The sequence below is a fragment of the Nitrospirales bacterium genome, from assembly GCA_031315865.1.
Lineage (GTDB): Bacteria > Nitrospirota > Nitrospiria > Nitrospirales > UBA8639 > JAGQKC01.
The window spans coordinates 2,307,605-2,329,042 of record JALDRJ010000002.1; the positions used below are offsets into that span (position 1 = coordinate 2,307,605).

Consider the following 21,438-nt stretch of genomic DNA (forward strand, 5'->3'; position numbering starts at 1 on the left):
AAAGTGACGCTTTTCAAATATCAACGTGAGGGTAAAAACTTTAATTTAGGGAGGCGGTTCGTCTCATAAAGCTCATGGAATCTGGAAACATCAAAAATGCAAACGTTGATAATAATCTTTTAATACAGGCGTTTATCCAAGACCTGTTAGATATTGCTGTTCGTCGTAAATGGCTGATTTTGAGTATTATCGTGGTTTGTGTAGCCGCATCTGGAGCCTATGCCTGGTATAAGCCGCTTATTTATCGCTCTAGTACAACTATTTTGGTTGAACACCAAAAAATCCCTGGAGAAATTGTTCGACCTATGGTCGGTGGAGTGGCTGGGCGGGTATCGACGATTACACAGCAAGTACTGAGTCGAACCAGCCTGCAAAAAGTGATTGAAGAGTTGGACTTATACCCTGAGGAAATTAAATTAGAAGGGTATGACGCCGTTATCGAGATGATGAGAATGCATGTCATGCTGGAGACAAAGGGAAAACGAGACGAGCTTGAATCATTTACGATTTCGTTTTCTCATGAAGATCCGATGATTGCCATGAAAGTCACGGCGAAAATTGCGTCCCAATATATCGATGAAAATTTGAAAATGCGTGAACAGTTAGTCGAAGGAGCATCAGAGTTTCTGAGCCAAGAGCTTGAAATTGCCAAGAAAGAGCTCGATGAAAAGGAAAAGACATTAAGTGAGTATAAGTTAAAACATTATGGAAAGTTACCGGCGCAATTAAGTACGAATTTACGTGCCTTAGATCGCCTTCAACGAGAAAAAGTTTCTATTCAGGATTCGTTAAACAGTCTGAGCGCGAGAATTGAAGTGGTTCAAAAGTCAGCGAGAGATTATGAGTCAATGGCTGGGACACTCGGGGAATTACAGGGGTTTGATTCTGTAACTGGACAGGTGACTCCGACGAATCCACTGGCTCAGCAGTTGTTGGAGTTGAAAGAAAAATTGAAAACCATGTTGGTTGAATATACGGAATCCTATCCTGATGTCATTTCTCTGAGAAACCATATTAAGAGACTTGAAGCAGAAATGGCCGCAGCGGAATCTCCGGCAGAAAGCCCTGAGGAGTTTGATTCGGAAGAGCTTCTCATGGATGTCCAAAGCGACTCTGCGCCAAGTTTTGACCCGTACCTTCAAGATTTAATTAATACCCAGGCTGAATTAAAAGCTCAGATCAAAAAGCTGAAAGATCGAAATCAAAGAATTGATGTGGAGATGGTTCAATATCAAAGGAATATTGATGCGACTCCTGAGCACGAACAAGAACTATTGGTTTTGGAACGTGACTACCGCAACATGCAGAAGAATTACCAACGATTGCATGAAAAGCAGCTCAGTTCCCGAATCTCAGAAAATTTGGAAAAACGGCAGAAAGCCGAGCGGTTTCGAATACTTGATCCTGCAAATCTACCAACGATTCCAGAAGGCCCTCCTCGGTTTCTGATCGTCCTCGCTGGGTTGTTTCTTGGGTGTGGGGTTGGGTACGGTCTGGCATTTCTTCTTGAGCAATGGAAGCCGACCTTTCGTCGATCGGAGGATGCAGAGATTTCGATCGGGCTTCCGATTCTTGCCACCATCCCGAGTTTTCAAATTGCGTATGGAAAATCATTCAAGAGTCTTGCTCACGAGGCTGCGGGCATGGGAAGTAGAAGGCCCGCAGGTGGGCGTATACCCCAGAGTTATCTGCCTACCAGTTTTTCTGAGAGTCCAACCAATGGAAAGTCCGAGAATCATTCAAGAAATGGGTTTCCTCAGGAGCTAGGGCTTGTGGCACGATGGAGGCCTGGTTCGATCGTGGCCGAACAGTTTCGCGTGGCAGCCACGAGGCTCAATCTTATGCGCTCCAATCAGGAAAGTACCGTCGTGCTCGTCACGAGTTCCATGAAGGGAGAAGGGAAAACATCAACGGTTGCCAATCTGGCTTATACTTTGGCCAATGATTTAAATGAGCCGACATTAGTCATTGATTGTGATTTCAAACGTCCGGCTATGCACGACTTAATGTCCATTCCTGGGGAGCCAGGGCTAGCAGAGTATTTTCAGGGTGAGGAGCCATTGGAAGCCTGTATGCATCAAGTTTCAGATGGCCCACTTTGGGTGTTAACCGTAGGGGACATCAGGGAAAACCCCGTCCCTTTATCTAAATTTCCTCAATTGGCATCGGTGATTGAAGCAATCAAATCTCGTTTCCGTTACATTTTATTGGATGCCCCTCCGATTCTTCCCTTGGCAGATATTAATGCTCTGACTGGACTAGCAGAGATTTTACTGTTTGTCGTTCGTTCCGGAAGCACTCCCAAGGATGTGGTGCTCAAGGCGACTGATATGTTAAAGACAAAGGCACAATCTCGACTAATTTTGACAGATGCATGGTCACAAGGAATGCCCTACTATGTCCGCCAAGGATATGAAGTTCCGTATGCTATTGGCGAAAAAAGTAGATGATTCAATCTCAATTAGATGATCTGCAACATGTTATGCCTGGGCACGTTGGGTTCATCGAGCGGCTCTTAGAAATATTCGGATTGCGAAAACGTGTGTTAATTCTTGGAGATGGAGGGTTAGCGAATAATCTAGCACGAGTATTAGTGACCAATGGGCGGAATCGATTTGATGTCGTTGGGTTCTTATCGAAAGACGTGGGGTTGGTGAGTCATCAGGCCTTGGCTCCTTCAATTATAGGAACCATCGACCAGCTTTTTGAACTGACTGAGAATTACCGCGTTCAAACTGTCGCGGTCTGCTTTGAAGATCGTCGAGGGACAATGCCTCTGGACGCTCTCCTGGACATAAAATCGTTAGGAGTTGAGGTTGTCGATGGTCACCGCATGTATGAGGCTGAATGTGGACGGTTGTCCATCGACGAACTGAAGCCTAGTTTTTTGATTTTTTCTCAAGGATTTCGCCGTAAGCCCGTGGTCATGGTACTGAAACGGCTCGTCGACATCATTGGTGCCTTCTTGGGGCTTTTGCTCCTCGCGCCCTTGTTGTTGATTATTGCCATACTGATTAAACTCGATTCACCAGGACCTGTTTTCTATCGACAGACTCGAATTGGACTACATGGTTATCCATATATTCTCCGTAAGTTTCGATCAATGAGACAAAATGCTGAGGCACAAGGTGTCAGGTGGGCGTCAGTGTCTGATGATCGCGTCACTCGAGTGGGGTACTGGTTACGCCGATTACGCCTTGATGAGCTCCCGCAATTTTTGAATGTCTTAAAAGGAGAGATGAGTCTTGTTGGTCCGAGACCTGAACGTCCGCATTTTGTCCAAGAACTCCGGACATTTATCCCATTTTATGATCTTCGTCACACGGTACGACCGGGTATCACGGGATGGGCTCAAACATGTTTTCAATATGCAGCTTCGTTAGAAGATTCACATATGAAACTGCAATATGATCTTTATTATGTCAAAAACCTCTCGCTTTGGTTGGATGTTCGAATATTACTGCGGACCTTTCACGTCGTGTTGCTAGGGACGGGGGCCCGATAATGATCGTGGTGTGGAGTATGTCGCATGATTCATAGCTTAAGCTTTGATATCGAAGAACATTTTCAAGTTGCGGCGTTTGATTGTCCAGCGAGACGCCGACATTGGGATGTTCTCCATAGCCGGGTCGAGCAGAGCACGGAGACAATTCTCTCACTTCTTGAAGCCGTCAATGTTCAGGCTACGATGTTTATACTCGGGTGGGTAGCTGAGCGACATGGTGGCTTAGTGAAACGACTGGCCAATGCTGGCCATGAAATTGCCTGTCATGGGTATTCGCATGAATTAATAGCCGCCCAGAGTCCGGCGAAATTTCGGGAAGATATTCGAACAGCTAAAAAGATTCTAGAAGATCTTACTGGAAAGGCAGTCTTGGGGTACCGTGCTCCGACATTTTCGATTACGAAAGAGACAAAATGGGCCCTGCCGATTCTGGTTGAAGAGGGCTATCTCTATGATTCCAGCATCGTTCCCGCTGTTCATGATTCGTATGGAATCCCTGATGCTTCTCCAGACATTCATTCGTTAGCCACAAGTTCAGGCGTACTCTGGGAGGTTCCTCCGTCAACGTATAAAATTGGCTGGATGAGAGTGCCAATTGGAGGAGGAGGGTATTTCCGTTTGTTACCGTATCGGTTGTTTAAGTGGTTTTTGACGCAAGTAGAAAATGAGGGCATGCCACTGGTGATGTATTTTCATCCGTGGGAGCTTGATCCTGATCAGCCGAAGATGAAAGGCTCTTTGCTTTCTGGTTTTCGTCATTATGTGAATTTACAAAAAACCCAGAGACGCCTGGCTGCACTTCTTCAAGATTTTCAATTTGCCCCAATCTGTACTGCGCTTCCCTCTTTCCCCTCTTTGATTGGAGAAGACTCCAATCATTCGCAGACGCATCAGGCGATAGATTCGTTGACTAATCCATCGTGTTCAGGCAATTCAGCCATTAGTCATTTTCAGAAATAATGCTTTTGGCCAGGTCGTGCGGTTCATGTATGTGTCTGCTTGGCAGTGCAGGAAATGCTGGCAGCCTTATTTGTCAGTCGTGCTAACGAATAGAACGTGCTACGATTGAAGTATGCATATTCTGTTTCTTGCCCCTCATCCATTTTACCAGGATCGCGGGACTCCCATAGCCGTTAACCTTATCCTTCGGGTGTTAGCCGAGAGAGGTGAAACGGTTGATGTCCTGACTTACCATGAAGGCAGTCAAGTACAGCATCCTGGCATGACCTTGAGGCGTATACGTTTCCTCCCGTTTATTCGGAATATTCGGCCAGGGTTTTCTTTCAAGAAACTACTGTGTGACGGGGTGATGATGATCCACGCCCTGCTGCTAGCCAGGAAGCATCACTATCACGTCGTTCATGCAGTAGAAGAGTCTGTTTTTATGGCCCTTCTCATCAAGACTCTCTTTCGTATTCCCTACGTGTATGATATGGATTCTTCCCTGCCACAACAGATGGTTGAGAGCAATGTATGTTTTCGCCCTTTTCTCGTCATGCTATCTTTTTGCGAATCACTGGCTATCAAGCGGGCCAAGGCCGTCGTTCCAGTTTGTGATGTGTTAGGCGATCTTGCAAGGCGTCATGGAGCCCAGGAAGTCAGCATTCTCCAAGATATTCCCTTGCTCGAGGGGGGGTGTTCTCCAGAATTATCCAAGAAGGACGTTGAGGCTGAACGTGAAAGAATCACGATTACCTATGTCGGAAACCTAGAGCCCTATCAAGGGATCGATCTGTTACTGGAGAGTTTCTCTCTTCTCACACGATATGTCGATCACGCCGATCTTGTGATCGTAGGAGGAACGAAAGCGCACATTCAACGTTATGAGCAAAAGTCTCGAAATTTAGGTATAGGGGGGCGGGTCTGTTTTTGGGGAGCGAAACCCACCGATCAATTAGCATTCTTTCTCGCGAAGTCCGACATTTTAGTTTCTCCACGGATACAGGGAAATAATACTCCAATGAAACTGTATTCCTATTTGCAAAGTGGGAAACCGATCGTCGCAACCAACTTACCCACGCATACGCAAGTACTGACTGACAGAGTCGCTATGCTCGTCGGTCCTGATCCTGAGGCATTTTCACGAGGGATGCTTTGCCTCATTCAAGATTCGGCGCTGTCTCAAGCACTTGGTGAGGCTGGTCGGATTCTCGTCGAACAACATTACAGTTTTGCCTCGTTTCGTGCCAAGGTAAACAATCTGTATGACTGGTTGGCCAGCACGTTGGTTTCTGAATCAAAACAGGAAGAGTATTTCCATTCTCCGTATTCTTCCATTTAATGCCCAAAATGACGTAGAGAACTCCATCTGCCGAATAGTTTTAGTAATTGAACGATGTGATCATTGGATCGACTCCTTAAAATGACTGAAATTAATAATTTTTTTTTCGTTGGAAGGGGAGAGGTCCTTTTTCAGCCCGTGTATATTGATGCTGTGGTCGAGGGGTTTCTTTTAGGCTTAGATAAAGATGAGGCGATTTGGAAAGGTATTTATTGTTTGCGGTGAGCAATATGGGCCGTTTAAAGAGCTAGTTTTTGCGATTGCCCGAGAGCTTGACGTATTTGTCTCTCATAGGCATATTTCTATGAAACTAGCCTTATGGGCTGCCTCTCTCCATGAAAAGGTTCGTGTGCCGCTTGGCCTTGAATCTCCTTTGCACGACGACCAATGAGTTTTTTTCAGAATAATCGAGCCTATACGATCGAATGAGCTAAAAGTATCTTGGGATGCCAGCCAGAGGTCTGGTGACAAACGAGTCTTTATCGCACGATTGGTTGGGCATGAAGATCAAGCCATTTTCTGGGAAGGCTGAAGGAAGTGACTTCTTAATTCTCAAGAAGCCGTGCCGATAAGATTAGGAGGTCAGCGTCTTTTCGGGGGCACGGATCGCGGTCGTGAAGGAGTTCATAGTTGAGTTTTTGGTGTGCATGACGGTAGAGGGGGCCTATGGTATCGACAGAACCTGACACGAGAGTTTTATCTCAGTCCAACGTCATTGCGAAAAAACCTCTCGTCAAGAGTTTAGCGGAATCTGAAACCTCCACCTTGAAGAAATATCAAAATTTTTTCGTCGGTTCATCAAGTTTGTTGGCCTTGCTGAAGTTTGAATTTCTCACCGTTTTTCTCGGCCCTCTACCTGGCGCATTAGGGCTGTTGCTGCGGAAACAACTATTTCCCTCGTTATGCAAGAAGGTCGGTAAGGGTGTCGTGTGGGGCAGAAATATATCACTGCGACATCCAGGAAAGATCACGCTTGGAGATCGCGTGGCGATCGACGATCATTGTCTGGTGGATGCCAAGGGAGGAGAGCCGGAAGGAATCACGATCGGAAACGATGTCTTGATCGCGAGAAGCTCGATTATCCAAGCCAAAAATGGTCCGATTACTATCGGTGCCCATTGCTCAATCGGCAGTCAATGCCAGTTGAGTTCAGTCGGTGGCATCACGTTGGGCACGTCGGTGATGATGGCCGGGCAATGTTACGTCGGAGGAGGACGTTACCATACGGCTGACCGGGCCATCCCAATGGCGGAGCAAGGGCTCTATTCCAACGGTCCTGTGGTCATTGGAAATGACGTCTGGATTGGTTCTGGCGTGATTGTGCAAGATGGTGTGCGGGTAGGAAATGGCTGTGTCATTGGGTCGGGTGCAGTGGTGACCGAAGATATCCCTGATTTTGCTATCGTGATTCCAAACCGTAAGCTTCTGTTCCTCCCACGAGGAGAGTCGCTGACGTAAGGAGATATTAACAGGTGTGTCTGCCAAAAAAACCATGATTACTGAACAATCTTCTCAAGCTTCGGTTCAACTGTACGCCAAAGCGATATTGATTCGCAGTGTGGAGCAGCGTTTGCTGGAACTTTTTAAAGAGGGACGGTTGTTTGGGACGGTACATACCTGTATCGGTCAGGAGTGGACTGGAGTGGCCGTCACTGAAGCGTTGCGAGACGGGGATCTGATCTTTAGCAATCATCGTTGTCATGGTCATTATTTAGCCAAGACAGGCGATGTCGAAGGACTCATCGGCGAGATTATGGGTAAACAGAATGGCATGTGCGGTGGACGAGGCGGGAGTCAACATATTTGTTCCCAGGGATTCTATAGTAATGGAATTCAAGGCGGGATTGTCCCGGTCGCGGCTGGTCTGGCCTTGGCGCAGAAACTTTCAGGGACGGGATGTATCGCTGTTGTCTTCATCGGAGATGGAACATTAGGCGAAGGGGCGTTATACGAGACGTTGAATATGGCCTCCAAATGGGAATTGCCATTACTCATCGTTCTTGAGAATAATTTCTATGCTCAGAGTACGCCGCAACACCAAACCCTCGCAGGTGATATTCTTGCACGAGGTGATGCATTCGGAATAAAAACGGCTCATGGCAATACCTGGAATCCGGAGGAACTGTTAGTGAGATCTGCGGAGAGCGTGCAATACGTACGAAATGAATGCCGCCCTCTCTTTCTCCAGATTGACACGTATCGGCTCATGGCTCATTCCAAAGGAGATGATGATCGTGCTCCGGAGGAAGTCAACGAATATTGGGCAAGGGATCCCATTGAATCCTTTCGACAACACACAGATAGTCAGCAAATTGAAGAAATTGATCGTACGATACAAGCGAGTATTGATCTGGCCGTGTCTCGGTCTGACGCCACCCCTTACTCAGAGGATAATGCCCAGGATGAGGATAGACGAGAATGGTCCCTACTCAAATGGACCAAGACGTCGATCCCTGCATCTGAACGGATGGTGAATGTCATACACAGCTCGTTTCAGCGAAACATGCAGCGCGATCATAAAATTCTCTTGATTGGAGAGGATATCGAAGGGCCATACGGAGGAGCGTTTAAAGTTACGAAGAATTTGAGCCATGAGTTCCCGGGGCGTGTCAGAAATACACCTATTAGTGAAGCCGCTCTGGTGGGGTTGGGCAACGGTCTTGCTCTCAGTGGGTTTCTCCCAGTGTGCGAAGTGATGTTCGGTGATTTCCTCAGTTTAACCTTTGATCAGCTGTTAAACCATGCATCGAAATTTCGTTATATGTATAACGACCAGGTTCATGTGCCATTGATCGTGCGTACACCGATGGGAGGCAAGCGAGGGTATGGTCCGACCCATAGCCAGAGTATTGAAAAGCATTTTATGGGACTGCCGGGTACGACTATGTTGGCACTGCACCCTCGCTATGACCCTGGGCTTGTATACGATGAACTTTTCTCGTCCATCGATCGCCCGACGATCGTCATAGAGAATAAGCTGCTCTACGGTCTTCGCGTCACAGATCAGGTTCCGAAAGGGTTTGTCCTTGAGCACTCACATGAGCAATACCCGAGCACCCGCATTCGTCCCATGGGTGATCCAGACATCACGATCGTGTGTTACGGCGGGATGCTCGTCGATGTCGAACGGGCGATCCAGGAGTTATGCGATGAACGGGAGATCTTCTGTGAAGTGATCTGTCCATTGCAGTTGTACCCGTTTAATCCATGGCCGGTGATTGAGTCGGTTCAGAAAACTCGTAAGCTCCTGATCGTGGAAGAAGGAATACGGTTTGCGGCACTTGGGTCAGAATTGTTAGCCCAGGTTGCAGAGGTGACGCCTGGTGTGCTTGAGCGCGTTCGTCGGGTCTCTTCACCGAGTCATCCAATTCCTTCTTGCGGTCCTCTTGAAAAGCAATGTCTTCCAGGAGAATGTCACGTCGTTGAGGCTGTTAGTCATATGCTTGCGTCGTAGGATTCGCCTGCGCCAGCCAGAGCGTTATTTGTGCGTTTGTGTTTGAGAGAAAACTCTACACTATGTGCGACTCTTCAAAAAACCCAGACACAATAGGGATCAACGAGCCGTCATGAAACACAGCACCCCGGTCATTATTCCACAGGACAATGTGAATGACGAGTCTGTGACGTTGCTGTCTTGGTCTGTTGCAAATGGAGAGAAAGTTACCCAAGGACAAATGATCGCCGAGATCGAAACGAGCAAGGCCGTGATGGAAATCGAAGCTCCCGCCTCTGGGATGTTGGTGTATTCTATTGAGCCTGGAAACGATATTAATGTCGGCGCCACGTTGTGTACCATTCAGGGGGAGGAGGCTACTGGTGATTCATTAGAGATTTCGACGATCGTTGAAACTCCGACGTTTTCTCTTGAAACGACTAAGAATGGCAATGCGGGAAATGGCTCAACATCCGTGTCTTCCGATATACCGACGCATTTTACCAAGAAGGCCCAAGCGTTATTAGAAGAACGCAAGCTTTCTCCTGAGAGGTTTTCCGGTAAGGGGCTCGTCCGAACTCAGGACATTCTCGTTGAGCTTGGAGAAGCCCCGCGACCATCCTTACCAAGGTCCGTGGTGCTTCCAACAGAACAGTCGAAGTCCTTATCTGCTCCGGTTCCGGCCTCGGGCATTCCGTTTCGGACTGAAAAGTTATCGAAGAGTAAACGGACGGAGATCGGTTACTTAACGTCTGGCTATCAAAATTCACTGCCGAGTGTCATCACGGTATCGATACCTACAAAGGGCCTGCGTGCTGCAGTCGATCAGTATCAAGGAGTCTCGGCGACGACGAGCGCGGTGATTCTATTCGAAGCTGCGCGTCTACTGCGGCACTACCCGTTTTTCAATGCTTTTTTTCAATCGGAATCTGTCAACTTTTACGAAGAGGTCAATATTGGGTTTGCGATCGATGGGGATTTGGGATTGAAGGTGCCTGTGATTCGTGCCGCGGACACCAAAAGCATTGCAGACATCACTCAAGAGATGCAAGAACTCATGGTCGCATACCTGAATAATTCGTTGACCAGCCACGACCTCCAAGGTGGAACTTTCACCATGACAGATCTTTCAGGGGAAGGGGTGTTTACTTTTCACCCACTGATCAATCAAGGGCAATCTGCGATCTTGGGAGTGGGAGGGGAATGTTATTCGCCGGGAAGCCGGGAAGGCGTGTTTCATCTCATCCTGGCTTTTGATCATCAAGTATCTGAAGGACGACAAGCGGCGAAGTTCTTAAGAGAGTTGGGCGATCATTTACAGGCTTACGAAGCCGCGCTTGACGGAGCACGTTGTGACGGAGAAGACCTGAAAGCGATTTCTTGTTCGCGTTGTTTGACCCCTATGGCCAATATCGAGGAATGGGATCACTTTCAACATTGGGATCACTTTATGGTGCAAATGGTAAAACCCAATGGCCAAACCGGGTATCTTTGCAGTGTCTGCCTCAGAGGATGGTAAACGAAGCAATGAACCATGAGCTCAGGCAAATTGTGGCGGACCTATTTGAGACCGATGTCGAAGCTGTGAATGCCGACTTTGTATTGTCGACCAGGCGCATGCAAGGTTCATTAGCCAGGGCCAAACTTGATGCCGCAATTCGACATCGATTGGGGATCAAATCTCGATCCGTCTATTCCGTGAAGTCGTACGGCGAATTACAGAGCGCCCTCTTCGGGTCGAATGGACAAGACTCTGAAACTAACGCATCGCCTGCGGGCATCACCAATGGTACGCATTTGGATGCCTCCAAAATGTCGTCGAAAACAACGCTAGAGTTCGGCTCTTCGCTGAGTTGTGGCATCGATATCGAGATGGTCGAAAGTTTTCCAGAAGTTGAGGATTATTGGAAAGATTCGTTTTATACGAATGCTTTTTCATCCGTTGAAATCGCGTATTGCTTACTCCAAGAGCATCCTCGTATGCATTTTGCGGCGCGCTGGTGTGCCAAAGAGGCGTTGAAGAAGTGCGATCGTGTCTATCTGAATGAGGATATGAAGAACATTGAATTGGTATCAAACTCTGATAGCCCACCCAGGTTTCGTGTCTATCGAAGTGGCCATCCAGAAGTTATTCAAGTTGCCGTCAGCATTTCTCATACCCCGCACCTGGCGGTCGCGATGGTGTGTAAAACCGCTGGGGCATGAAGAGATTTTGGATAAATCTACGGTTCGTCTTTCCTGAGATTGTACTGCCCTAAAAACATGAATATCCGATTAACAGTGGAGTGAGAGATCACGAAATGAGTCAATCTGAGCCCATTCGAATACTACACATCATCGATAAGCTTGAAATTGATGGGGCGAGCATCCATGGGATTACGCAAACGCTCAAATGGTGGATACATTGCCATGATTCATCGCAGTTTGAGGCGACCGTCTGTAATCTTCGTGCGCGTGAGTCCGGAGGGAAGTTTTTGGAACGGTCCGGTATTTCCGTGGTCTATCTCGACAAGGGAAAGTTTGCGCCTTCGACGCTCACAGACCTCATGAAATTGATTCGTCAACTCCGGCCCCATGTTCTCCATCTTCATGGCTATGGGTCGGCGAACTTTGGACGTTTGGCGAGCTGGTTGACTGGAGTTCCCAATATTGTTCATGAGCATGCCGTCCTGATTGATCAGCCTTTTTACCAAACGATCGCTGATACGATCCTCTCTCCTCTGACAACGAAGGCCATAGCCGTCTCAAATTCTGTGAAAGAGTTCATGCATCGACGTAGAAAAATCAACCCGTCCAGGATTGATATCCGTATCGTCGGTCTTCCGCTTTCCGAGCTTTCCCAATTTGACGCCACGTCCATAGCGATGAAGCGCAGCGAATTAGGCATATCCGAGAAGGAGACGATTGTCTCCGTGGTAGGGCGTCTTGCCGAAATGAAGGGCCAGATTTATTTCATTCGAGCAGCAGCCGAACTCATAAAAACCTATCCTCTTACACGGTTTCTCATCGTTGGAGATGGGCCAGACAGGGAATTACTTGAGCGAGAAGCACAGCGATTGAAATTAGGTGACCGTTTATTTTTTACAGGATTTTACGAAGATGTGTCGATTATGTTTGCGCTTTCAAACATTATTGTTATTCCATCAATTAATAAAGAGGGCGGACCACTCACCTTATTAGAGGCTATGAATAGTGGAAAACCAGTCATCGGAACACCAACAGGAATGATGCCAGATGTCATTGTCGAGGGAGAAACCGGCTATATTGTTCCTCCTAAAGATGTTTCTGCGTTAGTGGATAAGTTGTCGACCCTCCTTGGTAACCCTCTATTGGCCAAAGAAATGGGAGAAAAGGGGTGGAAAGTTTGCCGAGAGTATGACGTTGCGTATTCTAGCAAACACCTTGAAGGAATTTATAAAGATTTGGCAATGAAGTAAGTCACGTGAGGAGCATGCTATGCACACAGGTCGAAGAATACATCATTTTGACACAAAATTCCTTCATCCATACATGTAGTTCTACGCTCAACGTTCACCGTGAACATATAAATTTGGCTGGCCAAACATCTGATATATTTCCAGAGGATGCACGTGCATGTACTATCTTCGCCTGTTCGTGAGCCTTCTCGTGTCGGTGATCGTCTTGATGTTCATCCCCTGGGATGACGTCAAGGTATTTAGTCGCGACCATCAATTGATCGCGAGTTATTTGGTCCTGGCAGGACTGTTAATTTATGTTGACCGCGTGGTGAATGCGATACGCTGGTTTATCCTGATCGATCATCGAGGCACCAGACTCCGTTTCTTTCAAATACTCGGCATCTATTTCAAGAGTACCTTCCTTGGTCTTGTCGCTCCGTCAGGCGCGGGGGGGGAGTTCCTCAAAGGCTACGGGCTTGTCAAGTCGGGAGTCAGGATTACCGAGTCGGTTTCTTCCCTGTTTGTGGAAAGAATTTTGGGTCTTGTCGCGTTGGTTGGCACTTGCTTGTGCGGTTTTGCCCTGTTTCATCAAGAATTAGAATTAATCCCCGGTCAACTTATTACGAGGATTATCTTTGGAGGGATAGGACTTGGAGTCATCGGGGTGATCGTTGCATATTTCTGTTTTCCGTGGTTTGAACGACGGATACCACTGGAAAGCAAAGTAAACAAGGGACTTCAAGAAATAAGGCGCGCTCTCGGTTTTTATCAACAGATTAAGGCACGGATCATCGTTGCGCTGATCCTGTCTTTTATGGTCCAGCTTGTGCGTATCTACTTTACGTGGTGTATCGGTTTAGGTGTGGGCATGACCTCGGAATTGCCGTACTATTTTCTTTTTGTTCCAGTTATTTCACTGGTGAGTATGATTCCCATCTCCATTGCGGGACTTGGCGTCCAAGAAGGGGCGTTCGTGTATTTCTTTTCTCTCATTGAAGCGAATCTTGTCTTGATTCTTGCTATGGCCTTGCTCGTCAGAGTCTATATTGTGATTTCAGTGCTCCCAGGGGCCGTACTGTATGCGCGCGATGGAATCGGCGTGAATGCTCAACGCATCGCTAAAAATCACAAGGGCAACGCATGATAGATAGCCTCATGATTTGAAGAATTTGGTGGTCAGGGCTATTATGGCAATATGCATCATACCATTTGGTGGGGCATCTTACCCGAAGAAATAATGGTCAAACGAATGCCATTCAGCAAATCACCTGCTTTCGTCGACATTCGTCATCCTCTTTGTTCCAGTTGACCAAAATCCACGAATTCCACGCAATGAACGGTTTCTAACGTGAGACATTAAGACACAGGTTGAACATTCCGAAAGGATATTCACGAGTCTGTTGTGTCAACCCTGTCTCAGAGTGCAAGTATGCAGAGAAAGCCGACCAAACTCTATCTGATCATCGGTACCGTTATTCTGGCGAGCATTCTTTTTTTGGCCCTAGGTGAAGCCGGGTTAAGAGTATTGGATATTTCGTATCCTGTATTTCACACTTACGACCCATTGAGAGGGAAGCGACTTATTCCGAACAAGGAGGGCTGGTTTCGATCAGAAGGGGAAGCGTATGTCCGGATTAATTCAGCAGGTTTTCGAGACAAAGAGCATGATGTAGAAAAAAAAGCAGGAATCTATCGAATCGCCATCTTAGGCGATTCCTACATGGAAGCTCGTCAAGTAGCTCTCGAGCATACGTTTGGCCGGCGCTTGGAGGAATATCTCCGTACATGTCAGACTGACCGGTTTAAAGCTATTGAGACTCTCAGCTTCGGGCAAGGAGGCTATTCGACGACGGATGAGCTCTTGACGCTTAAACATTATGTATGGCCGTATGACCCTGACATGGTCCTGACGGCAATCTTTCATGGAAATGACTTGATCGATAATTTCCCTACGATGACAGAATGTTCAAAAGGTGAATGTCCTCACATTCAACGGCCATATTATTATTTTGATCATCAGGGAAATTTGCAGCTGGATAACTCGTTCAGGGAATGGACGTTGAAGTCTGTGAAGGATCGAGCTTTACTCGAGGGTGTTCAATACTTGCATTTACTTGAGGTCCTGAATCAGGCTGTTCGGGTTATCAATAATTGGCGGATCATGCGTGATGATGATTTCGCGTTCCATGAAACGGGTTTATCGGAATGGGTTTATGCCCCACCCCAAACCCCACAGCATCATGAGGCCTGGAAGATTACCGAGAGCATTCTAGAGCTACTCAATCAGGAAGTGACGAAGCATCATGCTCAACCATTCTGGATGTTGGTCACGAATCCCAGTCAAATTGACGAAAAGCAGCGGCTAGCATTAGAACAACACCTTGGCGTTGATTCGTTGGATTATCCTGACCGGCGGTTCATGGCGTTAGGGAAGCGATTAGGTGTGCCGGTGGTGCCGCTTGTGTATGCCTTTCAGGAACATGCCGAGAAAAACCAAGTTTATCTGCATGGGTTTCCAAATACCCGGATGGGGGTAGGGCATTGGAATGAAAAAGGACATGATCTTGCAGCAAGACTAGTGGCCAAGGATATTTGTCAATTCCTTAAGTCTTCGTGATATCAAGCGACCACTCGGTGGTTGCATTTGATCTCAGGAAAAAAAGGGATGATTCATTGATCATTCACAGACAATTGGAGATTAACCGTATAGAGATGTGTTAGGGTGGATTGTGAAGGTTTATCAAAGCTAACGCTGAGAACCACGGATGTCTGCCCGTGGATATCGACTCTGCAACATCGATGTTATGAAAAATACCTCTCTTAAGGGCAAAAGGGTTCTGGTGACAGGAGCAACTGGTTTTGTTGGAAGTCGTCTTGCCCGGCGATTAATGCAGAAAGGTGCCAGCGTACGTGCATTAGTCCGTCAAAGTAGTAATCGTGAGACTGCTGAGGATCTGAAGCGTAATGGCATAGAAGTTTGTTATGGGGATATTACTGATCGTCAAAGCATAAGTGATGCGGTCAAACATGTGGAGTATATTTTTCACATTGCTGCCCTCTTCCGTTCAGCGAAGCACGCTGAGAGTGTATTTTATGAGGTGAATGTCGAAGGGACGAGGAACGTTTTGTCTGCAGCTGAACGTGAAAACGTGAAGAGAGTGGTTCATTGTAGCACCGGGGGAGTACATAGTCATATCCCGCATCCACCTGCGACGGAAGAAGAGCCATATCGCCCTGGAGATATTTATCAATTGACGAAATGTGAAGGGGAAAAATTAGCAAAAGAGCGATTCACTTCAGGGCGTGTCAAAGGGACGATCATTCGTCCGGCCATGATTTGGGGGCAAGGTGATACGAGGACGTTGAAGCTCTTTCGCGGCGTTGCCCGTCGGCGTTTCCCAATTATTGGCAGTGGCCGTACTTTGACACATTGGGTTGATGTGGAAGATTTGGCCGAAGGATTTATTTTAGCGGCCGAGCAGGAAGCGGCTATCGGACAGACGTACATACTCGCTGGTGAAAAATCTGTGTCTCTTGAAGAACTTGTCAGGACCATTAGCCGCATCGCCGGGGTGCGACCTCTTCCGTTTAAAATTCCCGCTCGCCCTGTACAACTTCTTGGCTCGCTCACTGAAGCCATTTGTAAACCATTGAATCTCGAGCCTATCCTGTATCGCCGCCGCGTAGACTTTTTCACGAAAACACGGTCTTTTGATTCCTCAAAGGCGAGAAAAGATTTGGGTTTTGCGCCTCGCAGGTCTTTTGAAGCTGAAGTGCAAAACATCTTTGATTGGTACGAACAACATGGATGGCTAGCGTAGGCAGCGCAGGCTGTGAGCAAAGACCTGATCGAAGAATTTGTTTCAACTGCAAATTAGAGCCATACGATGTCAGCATTCGAGGTATGCAATAGACACCGAGAGCTGTACTCGGCAGCGTCTCATGGGGTTAGTGCTTGTTGTCGATCGTTATCCACTCTGTCGTGATCTCCCGTACATCTTCCACGTATTCCAGAACAAGTAGAAATCGAGCACTTTATTCCGGTGTATCCGATTAAACCGTTCACTAAACGTATTTGGGGGTGGACTATGTTCGGCTTGTAATCATGCACAGGAATTAGGCATTCATGTTGTCCCAAAGTACACTGACTGTTCTCAAATATCTGGTGGGGTGAAATGAGTTGGCTTGTCTTCTTAGATGTTGTATTGTAATGAGTTATATATTTCTGCTTAAGGGGATATTCATGTACGGTTATTTTTGAGGCATGAAAGTAAGCTCCGATCACGAAATGTCATAATAATTTCTGCGGTTGTGTCCCGCACTCAATCTATCCAGATATGTTGTGTGAGTGGCAAAAGTTCTTAGGGAAAGGAGATGGAATTTATGAAGAGGGTTAGTGGAGTATCCTCCTGCCTGTTATGTGTGGTGTTGTCTGTTGTGTCGGTACAGAATGTGTACGCTGAACTTACGCTTAATTCGTCGATCAGTGTGACCGAGACATATACCGACAACCTATTTTTTGATACCAAAAAAAATAAGCAAGACGATTTTGGTACCTTTGTGATTCCGAGGCTGACGTTGACCTATCTGAGCCGAGACGTCGTGTTATCGGGAACCTATTCAGGGGTCGCACAATTTTACGTCAATCACAGCGGTTCGGACGCCTATACTCATAATGCGAACTTTGGTATTGATCTTCCGTTTTTAACAAAACGGTATAAGGGTTTGGAGGTTCGAATAGTTGAATCTATGAATTTTTCGCCGGCGGTCCAAGGCTTCAGTTTTGGGGGTGATCAATCGGATCAGGACAACCCGTTAATCGCGGCACAACGGCATGGAGAAGGCGGGTTTTCGGGAAATAGAGGAATCGCGGGACTCAGTAATGCCGTAGGCAATAATGGGGTATTCACGCGTCGAACCAGATCTGGCTCGTTTCGAAATCGAGCAGGTGTCAGGGTTCGATATCATTTAACTCCGCGTTGGATTCCAAACGCCAGTTATATGAACCTGTATACTCGATATACCGATTCCGACTTGAACGATTCGCTATCACATATCCTGGGGACTGGCGTGGGCTATCTTCTCTCCTCCCGGACAAGGTTGAATGCCAATTATACTGCAAGAATCAGTGATATCAATAACGGAGATACCGTCGTGACGCATAGTGTGACTGGAGGCGTGGGGCATACGCTGACACCGACGGTCTACATCAACGCAAGGGCCGGTGTTTCGTTTACTGAAAGCGTGGATAGAGTCACGTTTACTTCCAACGTCAACGTGACCAAAAGTTTTGACGCGGGTGTGATCTCTGCAAGGTATTTTCAGGGCGTGACGCCAGGAGGCGGTCTTGCCACCTCTGGCGTGTTAACCCAACGCGGGCAAATATCAGGTTCGTACCCATTGGCTGAGCGAGTCACAGGGTTTCTTGCAGGAGGTATCGCGAAGAACAAGTCATTGTCCGGCAATCAAGTTGATGTGAAAAGTTATCAAGGCCAAGCGGGCTTTAGCATCTTATTACTTGAATGGTTATCAGGGAATATCTCGTACAGTTATATCAAGCAAAAATCGAATGGATCATCCGTGGCAGGTCGAACGGCGACGGTGAATCAAGGGTTTATCGGCTTCACGGCACGTCTGCCTGCGTGGAGGATCGCTCAATAAGCGAGCCTCGAACGATGCGAAAAAGAATCGAACTCTCTGTTGTCGTTCCTATCTATAATGAAGAAGAGAGCACGCCGGTCCTATGCGAAGCCATTTTGCACGTTTGCCAATCCCTGGCTGTTCCTTATGAAATTATCTTCATCGATGATGGTAGTAAAGATGGAACGCCCCAGGTGTTGGAAAAGCTGCATCAAGAATATTCAAACATTCGAGTCATTCAATTCAGGAAGAATTATGGACAAACGCTCGCCATGGCTGCGGGATTTCGCGCTGCGCGTGGAAAATATGTCGTGAGTATGGATGGTGATTTGCAGAATGATCCAGCGGATATTCCGAAAATTCTCCACACGCTCGAACAAGGGTATGGAGTCGTCTGTGGTTGGCGAAAGGATCGGAAAGACAAGCTTGTATCACGGAAGATTCCCTCCAAAATCGCCAATTGGCTCATCGGAAAAATTACAAGAGTGCCCATCCATGATAATGGTTGTTCGCTCAAAGGGTACCGGCGGAGTGTCGTGAAACAGTTGCCGTTGTACGCTGACTTTCATCGGTTCATTCCCGCGATGTCCACGTTAGGCGGGGCCAAGATTGCGGAAATCGTCGTGAATCATCGTGAGCGATCATTCGGGAGCAGCAAATACGGGATTTCCAGAGCCTGGAGAGTGTTTCTAGACCTCTTTGTCGTGAGTTTAATCGTGCGAAGTTCTGCTCGACCTGCATTATGGTTCGGGAAATTTGGACTGGTCGCCTTGTTGGCGGGAATCGGTTGTTTCATGATCTTTCTTGCCTACAATATTTCGGGCATCGTTCTTCCATCTGTGGCTTTTATGTTTTTTGCTTTAACAGGGCATTTAGTCGCTTTGGGGGTTCTTGGAGAAATGATTTTAGCTACTGGCGATTATCGTCCCGGTCAAATGGTGCGGGATGGCATTCTTGCTATCAATAGGGACAAGGGAGCCTCTCTCCATGAGTAGAAACACACATGTTCCTCAAAATCTTAATTGCTTGGCCGTACGAAGATTGTACTCACATGACCGTCATTGCAATGAATCCATCTAGCACTGATTCGCATTCAGCGACTCACGAGGCATCGAATCCCCCCCTGGCTGTTTCACTCGTTGTGCCCGTCGTGGAACGCTCTCAAGATATTGAGGCGGTGTACCATGCCTACACCTCGATACTTGATAAATTGTCCCTGACTTTTGAGTGTATTTTTGTGATCGATGGCGGTGATCGTCGGGTGATGAACGTCTTGGAAGCGCTGCCAAGTACGAAATGCCCCCTGAAAATTATTCCTCTGCCTTATTATTTCGGAGAATCCATGGCGTTAGCGGTTGGATTCGAACAAGCGGCCGGAGACGTGATCATCACCGTACCACCCTATTTCCAAACGGTACCGGAAGGCATTGAGCAGGTGCTGAAACGTCTGGATGAGGGAAATGATCTCGTCGTGACCAAGCGATGGCCACGTGTGGACGCCTGGTTCAATCGGTTGCAAACTCGCATGTTTCACAATCTTGTCAATCGTCTAACCGGACAAAGTCTCAGTGATCTCGGGAGCGGGCTTCGAGCCATGAAGCGGCCCGTGGCCAAGGAAATCTCACTCTATGGAGATCTCCATCGTTTTTTGCCACTCCTGGCGTATCAAAAGGGGTTTCGTATCGCTGAAGTTGAAATCCCTCAACATACGGCGGATAGTCAACATCGTGTCTACCGACCGGGTGTCTATCTCAGGAGAATCCTTGATCTCCTGACCGTCGTGTTCCTGTTTAAATTCACCAAAAAGCCTTTGAGATTCTTTGGCCTGATCGGCAGTGGGTTATTCGCGGTCGGATTCTGTGTGTCGGCTTTATTAGCATTAGAGCGAATGTTAGGCGTTACGTCATTATCAGATCGGCCATTGTTAATTCTAGGCGTATTGTTAATGGTGTTGGGTGTACAAGTCGGATCCATCGGGTTACTGGGCGAGATTATTATTTTTACCCATGCTCGTAAGCTCAAGGAATATACGATTCGGAAGTTTTATCGATAACTCGCGCGATCAGTTTTCTTGCGGGCACAAGACGATTCCAAATCTAATGGTTGTTGCTCCCTATACCGCAGCGCATCGGCAGGACTGGGATGAATTCGTCGCCGTCTCCGCCACGGGGTCATTTTTCCATACGATCAATTGGAAAACCGTGCTCGAAAAAGTTTTTGGGTATACCTCCATGTATTTTCTCGTCGAAGAGCAAGGGGTGATACAGGGGGTGCTACCCTTATTCTTGGTGAAGAACCCACTGGGGAGGAAGACGTTGATTTCTCTCCCGTTTGCTGTCTACGGGGGGCTGTGCGCTGAGTCGCCATCGGCATCTCAACAGCTCAAAGAAAAAGGCAAGAGTCTTGCGTGCGAATTGGGTGTGGATTTTCTCGAGTTTCGACATGTGGTCGCGAACGGAGATGAGCTACCGATTAAGGAGTTGTATTTTACGTTTATCCGTGAAATTTTCGATGGTGAAGAAAAGAATATGAACGCCATTCCTCGCAAGCAGCGTCGAATGATTCGTCAGGGGATCAAACATGGATTAGAATCCAAGATTGGCGGAAAAGAATTTCTAAGAGAATTCTACACGATCTATACGACGAGTTTGAGAAACCTGGGAACTCCGGCATTTCCTTATCGCTTTTTTGAGATCCTCCTGGATGTGTTGGGCGAGCAATGTCGAATATTATCCGTGTGGCGTCATAATCAGATGGCTGCGGCGGTCATGACCTTTTGTTATAAAGATCAACTACTGCCCTACTATGGTGGCGGGCTTCCTCAGTTTCTGCCGTACGCGGTGTACGACTTTATGTATTGGGAACTGATGCGGTATGGATGGGAGCATGGCTATAAGGTCTTTGACTTTGGTCGAAGTAAGCAGGGGACTGGAGCCTATGATTTTAAACGGCACTGGGGGTTTGAGCCTACGCCGCTTCGTTATCAGTATTATCTTCCACATGGGGGGGACATTCCCAATTTCAGTCCCGCCAATCCCAAGTTTCAGCCCTTCATCTCGATTTGGAAGAGATTGCCTCTATCGGTCGCGAACCTCATCGGTCCTCATGTTATTAAGTATCTCCCCTAGACGGCCGAAAGGTCAGGAGAGTACTGACATCG

Annotated in this window: 16 protein-coding genes; all 16 read left to right on the forward strand. The window is 47.3% G+C overall.

Translation table 11 applies throughout. The annotated features are described in order from the left end of the window. Positions 1 to 74: 74 nt before the first annotated feature. The 16 genes from MRJ96_10595 (at position 75) to MRJ96_10670 (ending at position 21,406) form a co-directional block, all read left to right on the forward strand. A complete protein-coding gene (locus tag MRJ96_10595) occupies positions 75 to 2,450 on the forward strand; it encodes a Wzz/FepE/Etk N-terminal domain-containing protein (GenBank protein ID MDR4501886.1) in 2,376 nt (791 codons plus the stop codon). 32 nt (positions 2,451 to 2,482) lie between these two features. Further along, positions 2,483 to 3,505: a TIGR03013 family PEP-CTERM/XrtA system glycosyltransferase gene (locus MRJ96_10600; GenBank protein MDR4501887.1), complete on the forward strand. Its 1,023-nt coding sequence runs from the start codon at positions 2,483 to 2,485 to the stop codon at positions 3,503 to 3,505. Between the two features lie 24 nt (positions 3,506 to 3,529). After that, positions 3,530 to 4,465, forward strand: a complete 936-nt coding sequence (locus MRJ96_10605) for a DUF3473 domain-containing protein (protein ID MDR4501888.1) — start codon at positions 3,530 to 3,532, stop codon at positions 4,463 to 4,465. Between the two features lie 112 nt (positions 4,466 to 4,577). Continuing rightward, positions 4,578 to 5,786 carry a glycosyltransferase family 4 protein gene (locus MRJ96_10610; protein ID MDR4501889.1) on the forward strand — a complete coding sequence of 403 codons (1,209 nt, stop codon included), beginning with the start codon at positions 4,578 to 4,580 and terminating at the stop codon, positions 5,784 to 5,786. Between the two features lie 666 nt (positions 5,787 to 6,452). Beyond that, positions 6,453 to 7,244 carry an acyltransferase gene (locus MRJ96_10615; protein MDR4501890.1) on the forward strand — a complete coding sequence of 264 codons (792 nt, stop codon included), beginning with the start codon at positions 6,453 to 6,455 and terminating at the stop codon, positions 7,242 to 7,244. Positions 7,245 to 7,260: 16 nt separating this feature from the next. Next, the gene (locus MRJ96_10620; protein MDR4501891.1) at positions 7,261 to 9,240 is read left to right on the forward strand and encodes a thiamine pyrophosphate-dependent enzyme; all 1,980 of its coding nucleotides are present in this window, start codon (positions 7,261 to 7,263) and stop codon (positions 9,238 to 9,240) included. A 112-nt stretch (positions 9,241 to 9,352) separates the two neighbouring features. Then, positions 9,353 to 10,738 carry a 2-oxo acid dehydrogenase subunit E2 gene (locus MRJ96_10625; GenBank protein MDR4501892.1) on the forward strand — a complete coding sequence of 462 codons (1,386 nt, stop codon included), beginning with the start codon at positions 9,353 to 9,355 and terminating at the stop codon, positions 10,736 to 10,738. Positions 10,739 to 10,746: 8 nt separating this feature from the next. After that, a complete protein-coding gene (locus MRJ96_10630; GenBank protein ID MDR4501893.1) occupies positions 10,747 to 11,424 on the forward strand; it encodes a 4'-phosphopantetheinyl transferase superfamily protein in 678 nt (225 codons plus the stop codon). A 95-nt stretch (positions 11,425 to 11,519) separates the two neighbouring features. Continuing rightward, the gene (locus tag MRJ96_10635) at positions 11,520 to 12,656 is read left to right on the forward strand and encodes a glycosyltransferase family 4 protein (GenBank protein ID MDR4501894.1); all 1,137 of its coding nucleotides are present in this window, start codon (positions 11,520 to 11,522) and stop codon (positions 12,654 to 12,656) included. A gap of 157 nt (positions 12,657 to 12,813) precedes the next feature. Continuing rightward, a complete protein-coding gene (locus MRJ96_10640) occupies positions 12,814 to 13,782 on the forward strand; it encodes a flippase-like domain-containing protein (GenBank protein ID MDR4501895.1) in 969 nt (322 codons plus the stop codon). Between the two features lie 285 nt (positions 13,783 to 14,067). Then, positions 14,068 to 15,255 carry a hypothetical protein gene (locus tag MRJ96_10645; GenBank protein MDR4501896.1) on the forward strand — a complete coding sequence of 396 codons (1,188 nt, stop codon included), beginning with the start codon at positions 14,068 to 14,070 and terminating at the stop codon, positions 15,253 to 15,255. Between the two features lie 187 nt (positions 15,256 to 15,442). Next, positions 15,443 to 16,459, forward strand: a complete 1,017-nt coding sequence (locus MRJ96_10650; GenBank protein ID MDR4501897.1) for an SDR family NAD(P)-dependent oxidoreductase — start codon at positions 15,443 to 15,445, stop codon at positions 16,457 to 16,459. 562 nt (positions 16,460 to 17,021) lie between these two features. After that, entirely contained in the window at positions 17,022 to 18,299 is a 1,278-nt protein-coding gene (locus tag MRJ96_10655) for a hypothetical protein (GenBank protein MDR4501898.1), read from the forward strand. 14 nt (positions 18,300 to 18,313) lie between these two features. Beyond that, positions 18,314 to 19,273 carry a glycosyltransferase family 2 protein gene (locus MRJ96_10660; GenBank protein ID MDR4501899.1) on the forward strand — a complete coding sequence of 320 codons (960 nt, stop codon included), beginning with the start codon at positions 18,314 to 18,316 and terminating at the stop codon, positions 19,271 to 19,273. 56 nt (positions 19,274 to 19,329) lie between these two features. Beyond that, the gene (locus MRJ96_10665; protein MDR4501900.1) at positions 19,330 to 20,331 is read left to right on the forward strand and encodes a glycosyltransferase; all 1,002 of its coding nucleotides are present in this window, start codon (positions 19,330 to 19,332) and stop codon (positions 20,329 to 20,331) included. Positions 20,332 to 20,377: 46 nt separating this feature from the next. Then, positions 20,378 to 21,406, forward strand: coding sequence for a FemAB family PEP-CTERM system-associated protein (locus MRJ96_10670; protein MDR4501901.1), 1,029 nt, complete (start codon positions 20,378 to 20,380; stop codon positions 21,404 to 21,406). The last annotated feature ends 32 nt before the right edge of the window (positions 21,407 to 21,438 follow it).

Excerpts from the sequence above, each read along its gene's own strand:
- MRJ96_10595 (MDR4501886.1), top strand. The coding sequence starts at position 75 with ATGGAATCTGGAAACATCAAAAATGCAAACGTTGATAATAATCTTTTA.
- MRJ96_10600 (MDR4501887.1), top strand. The coding sequence starts at position 2,483 with ATGCCTGGGCACGTTGGGTTCATCGAGCGGCTCTTAGAAATATTCGGA.
- MRJ96_10605 (MDR4501888.1), top strand. The coding sequence starts at position 3,530 with ATGATTCATAGCTTAAGCTTTGATATCGAAGAACATTTTCAAGTTGCG.
- MRJ96_10610 (MDR4501889.1), top strand. The coding sequence starts at position 4,578 with ATGCATATTCTGTTTCTTGCCCCTCATCCATTTTACCAGGATCGCGGG.
- MRJ96_10615 (MDR4501890.1), top strand. The coding sequence starts at position 6,453 with ATGGTATCGACAGAACCTGACACGAGAGTTTTATCTCAGTCCAACGTC.
- MRJ96_10625 (MDR4501892.1), top strand. The coding sequence starts at position 9,353 with ATGAAACACAGCACCCCGGTCATTATTCCACAGGACAATGTGAATGAC.
- MRJ96_10630 (MDR4501893.1), top strand. The coding sequence starts at position 10,747 with ATGAACCATGAGCTCAGGCAAATTGTGGCGGACCTATTTGAGACCGAT.
- MRJ96_10635 (MDR4501894.1), top strand. The coding sequence starts at position 11,520 with ATGAGTCAATCTGAGCCCATTCGAATACTACACATCATCGATAAGCTT.
- MRJ96_10640 (MDR4501895.1), top strand. The coding sequence starts at position 12,814 with ATGTACTATCTTCGCCTGTTCGTGAGCCTTCTCGTGTCGGTGATCGTC.
- MRJ96_10645 (MDR4501896.1), top strand. The coding sequence starts at position 14,068 with ATGCAGAGAAAGCCGACCAAACTCTATCTGATCATCGGTACCGTTATT.
- MRJ96_10650 (MDR4501897.1), top strand. The coding sequence starts at position 15,443 with ATGAAAAATACCTCTCTTAAGGGCAAAAGGGTTCTGGTGACAGGAGCA.
- MRJ96_10655 (MDR4501898.1), top strand. The coding sequence starts at position 17,022 with ATGAAGAGGGTTAGTGGAGTATCCTCCTGCCTGTTATGTGTGGTGTTG.
- MRJ96_10660 (MDR4501899.1), top strand. The coding sequence starts at position 18,314 with ATGCGAAAAAGAATCGAACTCTCTGTTGTCGTTCCTATCTATAATGAA.
- MRJ96_10665 (MDR4501900.1), top strand. The coding sequence starts at position 19,330 with ATGACCGTCATTGCAATGAATCCATCTAGCACTGATTCGCATTCAGCG.
- MRJ96_10670 (MDR4501901.1), top strand. The coding sequence starts at position 20,378 with ATGGTTGTTGCTCCCTATACCGCAGCGCATCGGCAGGACTGGGATGAA.